This window comes from Microcystis sp. M53598_WE2, from assembly GCF_030067735.1.
GTDB classification, from domain to species: Bacteria; Cyanobacteriota; Cyanobacteriia; order Cyanobacteriales; family Microcystaceae; genus Microcystis; species Microcystis aeruginosa.
Window position 1 is genome coordinate 1 of sequence record NZ_JASJFE010000654.1, and the last position, 6,377, is coordinate 6,377.

The 6,377-nt window shown below is 43.8% G+C and carries 4 protein-coding genes; 1 reads left to right on the forward strand and 3 read right to left on the reverse strand.

Annotated elements, in window-relative coordinates:
• Positions 1–118: 118 nt before the first annotated feature.
• From PX636_RS13285 to zds, 3 genes are all read right to left on the reverse strand, one after another.
• Entirely contained in the window at positions 119–1,138 is a 1,020-nt protein-coding gene (locus tag PX636_RS13285) for a long-chain acyl-[acyl-carrier-protein] reductase (protein ID WP_012267666.1), read from the reverse strand.
• A gap of 147 nt (positions 1,139–1,285) precedes the next feature.
• Positions 1,286–1,981 carry an aldehyde oxygenase (deformylating) gene (locus tag PX636_RS13290; RefSeq protein WP_288117551.1) on the reverse strand — a complete coding sequence of 232 codons (696 nt, stop codon included), beginning with the start codon at positions 1,979–1,981 and terminating at the stop codon, positions 1,286–1,288.
• A gap of 229 nt (positions 1,982–2,210) precedes the next feature.
• Positions 2,211–3,671: a 9,9'-di-cis-zeta-carotene desaturase gene (gene zds / locus PX636_RS13295; RefSeq protein WP_288117553.1), complete on the reverse strand. Its 1,461-nt coding sequence runs from the start codon at positions 3,669–3,671 to the stop codon at positions 2,211–2,213.
• A 137-nt stretch (positions 3,672–3,808) separates the two neighbouring features.
• Between zds and PX636_RS13300 the strand changes: the two genes are divergently transcribed.
• Complete coding sequence (locus PX636_RS13300; protein WP_288117555.1) at positions 3,809–6,247, forward strand: glycosyltransferase family 39 protein; 2,439 nt, start codon at positions 3,809–3,811, stop codon at positions 6,245–6,247.
• The last annotated feature ends 130 nt before the right edge of the window (positions 6,248–6,377 follow it).

The window sequence follows — 6,377 nt, forward strand, 5'->3', positions numbered from 1 at the left end:
ACCATCCCATTATAAAACAATCATAACCCAAGCCGCCGCCAAAGTCAAGCACTCACTCCTAATTATTTGTCGCCTAAAACTTCTAATTCCGTGGTCGGTGGGGGGTTGGGGATATTAATTAAAATAACAAAGGTTGAAAACCGTGTTTGCGGGAAGCTGCGCCGATTTGTTCCATTTTAGGGACGGTAATTTGATTGCGTCCCCAGGAAAAATTAGTTTGCCAACCCTCCAACTCCAATAAAATCGCCTCAGCAAAACAGGCAAACATTTGACGAGAGGGAATATCCATATTAACGATTTTCATAATTTTCCAGTCAATATCGAGGGAATGCTCGACAATGCCGCCCTTAATCACCGAAATATCAGGGGCATTTAACACCGTGCCTAAATTTTTCGGATAACCACCATCAATAATAATACAGGGGCGCTTGAGTTTATCTGGATCAATTTCCACCCCTTTAGGCAGACTAGCCACCCAAACAATGATATCAGCCAGGGGTAAAGCCTCCTCTAGGGGAAGAATTTTACCGCGTCCTAACTCCTCTTGCAGAGATTGTAAACGCTCTTGATTGCGTGCCACACATATTAGTTCTTTTGTATCCGTTTTTTCATTTAACCAACGACAAACGGCGCTGCCGATATCTCCAGTTGCCCCACAAACCACGACGGTAGATTGAGCTAAATCGATGCCCATTTTTTCAGCGAGGGTTTCCACCTGAGTGCAGATGACGTAAGCGGTGTGGGTGTTACCGGTGGTAAAACGGCCAAAATCTAGCTCGATATTCCGCACCTGTCGATTATCTTTGAGATTAAATTCCTCGAAAATAATTGAAGAAAAACCGCCGAGTGCGGTGATATTGATATCACTTTTTTGAGCGAGTGCCATGGCATTTAGCACCTTACGAATAGCAGACTTTACCCAACGATTCGACAACATCTCTGGTAAAAAACAGGATTCGATATATTTTCCTCTGATGGTTTGCCCCGTGATGCTGGTGACATGAAAATCATCGACAATTTGCGGGGGGGCAGCACACCAAAAATCTAATCCCTGGTTAGCATATTCAGGATAACCTAGATCGTCGGCGACCGATTGGGCGTGTTCTAAACTGGTAAGATGACCTATAAGACCAAACATTGATTGTTCTTTCGTTAGACTAGATGGCACTAGATAAAAATTAGGATATTGCTAAGAAATCGTTAAGACTCTTAAATATAATACACAAAAGAGCCGCTCTGTGTTGAGCGGCAGCAGGGGAAAAAAAGAAATCTCGATGCTCAAGCTTTAGACAGCAGTTAATCCGTAGGCAGACATCCGCATGATATCACGGGTGCTGAAACCAATATTGCTTAACGCTTCCCCGTAGCTAATCATGAAGTCTTCCACGAGGGCCTCTTTTTCCATAGCGAGGACGCGAGCATCATCCTCGACTTGATTGAGCATTTTCCAAACAATGGGTAGATTAGCGCGATTTGCCGCTTCTAATTCCTCTTTAGCGGTTTCAAAGTTCGCTTTTAGCCATTCTTCGCCAAAATTGAGATGTAAATATTCGTCTTTAACTACGCCTTCAGTAATTTTACGCGCAAAAGGATCAGCAACGGGAATATAAATATTATAGGCAGCGATCGCGAAAGCTTCGATAATCAAAGATTGGATTAATAAACAGGTGACAACTTTACCTTCTGCGTAGGCAATTTGGAAGTTATTGTGCAGAGAGGAAAAGAATTCTCTGGCATAATCCATATCAGGAGTGATTTGCAAATTTTGGCCGCAAGCTTGAAAACCTTTCATGTGACGGTTTTCCATTTTTGCCAGACGGTGTAATTCTTCTTTGTTATCGGTGAGGATGTCTGCTAATTGAATATAATTGCTATTGGCCTCGTATTCGCCTTCAATAACGATGGCATTAATGCGACTATAGGCTGATTTATAGGTTTCGCTGGTGAAATCAAGCTCTAATGGTACAGCAAGCTCTGGCATAAACTCGATTGACTCCTATTTCTGACGAGATTTTTCCGACGTTCTTTCCAGTCTAGGGTAAGCCTTCTAGATGGAGTTATCTTTTTACGAGTCTAGCTCGATCGGTCTTTTTTGTATAGCTTGGCCTGAGAGGCTGACTTCCCCAGTTAGCTATAGCGGTTATCTTTTGCCACTGAAAACAAATCTAGAGGCAATCCCTTCTCAAGAGACGAGATTGCTGGCTGTTTGCTCAAACCGTGGCTAAAGATTTCTGGCGCTCGGCCTGTTGTAAGATTGCTTTGGCTGCCTGTTTACCCGATAAAGTGGCTCCTTCCATGCTATCAATGTAATCCTGTTGGGTATAACTACCAGCCAGGAAAAAGTTAGCAATAGGAGTCGCTTGCGAGGGACGATAGACATCCATACCAGGTGCTTCCCGATAGAGACTCTGGGCCAATTTCACCACACTAAACCAAGTCATCTTTAACTCCTGCGAGGAGGGAAATAACTTATGGACCTGCGCTAAAACGTGACCGGCAATATCTTCATTTTTAGCTTTGATAAAAGGATCCCCGGGGGTTAAAACCAACTGTAATAAAGAACCTTCTCCGGGGCGATAATAATCCCTAGGACTGGTGAGAGCAAGATCTGCAAAACAGGAAAAATCCGCTTGGTGGGTGTACAAAAGATTATCAATTCCCACCGCTTTTTGCAGTTGTCGGCGTTTTTCGGCATCATTTAACTCCGTCACCCAACCGTCAAAACGCAATTGTACCGTAGCGACGGGGACGGCTTCTAGTCGAAAAATATTGTCAAAAATCGGCATTTTTCGCCAATCTTGGGGAATAAGACGCTGAACACCGGGGACATCACCAGCGCAGACATAGGCATCTGCGGTGATAGTTTCCGTGGTTTCTCCGTTAGCGACGATCATGCCATTAACTTGCAGATTTTCGCCCTCTCCAGAATAGAGAATTTCCCGCACTTGACGACGGGTAGAGATTTTGGCACCCCGGGCCTCCAGATAGTTAATAATCGGTTTATGCAGGTATTCGTGGGGGGAACCTTCCAACATCCGCAGGACGGAAGCTTCGGTTTTAGCGGCAAAAAATTGGAAAATCGTCAGCATACAACGGGCTGAGATATTTTCCGTATCGATAAATCCTAAGGCATAGGCGATCGGATTCCACATTTTTTTTAAACTGCCGTCATTACCGCCATGGCTACGAAACCAATCGGCAAAACTAATCGAGTCCAGCTCCCGAATCGTTTTCATCGCTCCTTGGAAGTCTATCAGACCGCGGACGATGGGACTTGTACCTAAGGCCAGAGAATTAAAGATTTTATCGGCTGCTGAGAGTTGGGAGGAGGTAAAAAAGGCTTTTAAACCGTTAAAAGGCGCACCTGCGGCGAAACGGAAGTCTAATTCGCCGATTTTTCCCCCTTCGTTGATAAAAGTGTGGGTGTGTTCTTTGAGTAGTAGGGATTGAAAAGCGCCCACTTTTTTCATTAACTCAAAAAGATTATAGTAACAGCCAAAAAAGACGTGCAAGCCCATCTCGATGTGATTACCGTCCGCATCTACCCAACTACCGACTTTTCCACCGACAAAGGGACGAGATTCTAAGATTTCTACTGTACAGCCCGCATCGACCAGATCGATAGCTGTTGCCATTCCCGCTAACCCTGCACCAACGATCACCACTCGCATTTGTCAAGTTCCTGTTACAATTTTTCACTAAATCTTTATTTTACCCCGATCGGTCTGGTGTTTCTTGCGGGCGATTTTTTCAGGGTCGCTTGAGGGCGTGGCAAAATAATTGAGAGTTGCACTAGGGAGAAGTCATTTTGAAGCGATCGCTAGATGGGAGACAGGGATTAATTATTGTCAGTATTATATGGATATTGGGGATATTAGTCGATAGATTCTGGTTTAGTCTCGATCATACTATTCCCGCTTGGGATCAGGCCGATTATCTCAACGGTGGGATTATCTATACCCAAGCTTTCCAAAATCCGCGCTGGTTTGATGGGGATTGGTGGCGCAGTTTATGGCTAATGTCCCCGAAAATTCCCCCTTTAACCTATCTTTTAACGATTCCCTTCTTTAATCTCTTTGGTATTAGCCTTGATGCGGGTATGTGGGTAATGGCTATCTATAGCGCCCTACTGCTCTTTTCTGTGTACGGATTGGGAATTATCCTCTTTAATGGGACTGTAGCACTCTGGGCGGTCTTAATCTGTCAATTTCTACCCGGTTTATACTATTATCGCCTCGAATATCTCTTAGATTTTCCCTTAGCGGCAATTGTAACGTTTTCTTACTTTTGCTTGACATGGTGGCGATTTAGTGGTCAGGGCTGGCTAAAAGCGATCGCTGTGGGGATTGCTTGCGGTTTAGGGATGTTAGTCAAACAAACCGCCCTATTTTTCCTCTTTTTACCGATTTTGTGGGTATTGGGCGAAAATCTCCGGCGAAAACGTTGGGGCAATCTAGCGCAATTAATGCTCAGTTTTTTGACGGCAGCATTGTTAATGTTTCCCTGGTATCGGACGAATTGGTTATTAATGTTAACCGCGGGCAAACGTGCCACGGTAGATTCGGCGATTTTGGAGGGAGATCCGCCTCTTACCAGTCCAGATGCCTGGACATTTTACGCCCAAGTTTTACCCTATTTTCTTTCTTGGGTATTGTTATTAGTTCCTGTGGTGGGATTATTAATCTCCTTACGTCATAGAAAAACCGAAGATAAGGTTAATCGTCCTGTGTGGATTTGGTTAGGAGTTTTTCTGCTGGGGGGATACCTATTATCATCCCTAAATATCAATAAAGATGCTCGTTATATTTTGCCGCTTTTACCGACTTTATCCTTAATTTTATCCGTTGGTTTATTATCTTGGCGCGGTCGTTTTGCCCCCAGTATCCGTTGGGGAACTATAACTATTGCCGCTATCCTCACCAGCTTAAATTTATTTCCCTTGGGGGGAGATATAATTACTAACGTTTTCAGTCCCAAATTACAACACCATCCCTATTTAAAAACTGGTTGGCAGCACGAAGAAGTAGTTAAAGAGATTCTAGCCGATTCTCCCTATCTTCGCAGCACCCTAGGGGTTTTACCTTCCACCCCCGAATTAAATCAACATACCTTCTCTTTCTACGGTGGTAAACATAATTCCCAGGTTGCCGGCAGACAGGTGGGAGTTCGGGAAGAAGATATCGAAAAGGATGTCAATTCTTTAGATTGGTTTTTAACTAAAACTGGTGAACAGGGTTCCGTCCCCGATGTCCAGAAAAAAATTGTTAATCGAGTCGCCACTGGGTCAGATTTCCAAGTGGAGAAAACTTGGCAGCTACCGGATGATAGCACCCTGTCCCTACACCGAAAAATATATCCTTCCGTCACGGTTAAACCCCTTGAAAATGCGCCAAAACGGGTGGAATTAAGAGAGATTGCCATTACCGAAAAAGCTTCTCCTAATCAACCAATTTCTGTGGTTTATAAATGGGCAGGAGACTGGCAACAATTAAAGTCAGGGATAGTGATTTTAACCTGGCAAGAAGTGGACGGTAAGGATTATTGGATGCACGATCATGGTATTGCTATGGGGGGATTAATGGCAGAAAAATTAACTCCAGAAGAGCAACAAAATGGTTTTGAAGTTACTGAAAAAACCGCCATGCAGTCGGCAGCAACCCCCGGAGTTTATCGCTTATCTGCTGTCTATCTCAATCGGGAAACTGGCGAAACCTATCCGATTAAAACTAATGCTCAAATTACTATCGATCCTCAAGTTCCCAAGTTAGCAACGCCCCAATTAGATTTAGTCACCCAATTGCGCTTAAAGTCTGCTAATATTGGTCAAGGATTAACGGGTATTGAGCCAATTTTTCAGTTAACTAATCGTATCAATCAATACGATTCGATTCAGGATTATGTGCTGCAAGCAGACAAAGCTTTTTCCTATCGTTTACAGCAACAAAACCCCCCCGATAAATTATCTTTAGCCTACGGATTAGCAATTTCTAAGGTACTACAACAGGATGTGGCAGGGGCAATAAAAGCCACGGAGGAAATGATTAAAATTGACCCCCATAATCCCTATCATTATGCTTATCAAGGTTTTATTTATCTCTACGATTGGCAACCGCAAGCAGCCCAAAAAGTCTTAGATAAAGCTAGACAATTAAATCCCGATAGTGAGGAAATTAAGACTTTAAATGCAGTGGCTGCCCTGATGGGGGGAAATCTCGTTAAAGCTTGGCAATTATGGCAGTCAAATTAAACCCACATTCCGCACCCTAAGTGTCACAACGTCTCAAAAGAGGAAGGGGCGCGAGTCAAAATACTTATCTAGAGGAGTGAGTTGGCGGCAAGCTGCCGGCAACTAAGCCGAAAATTTCAGAGTTCCCCCG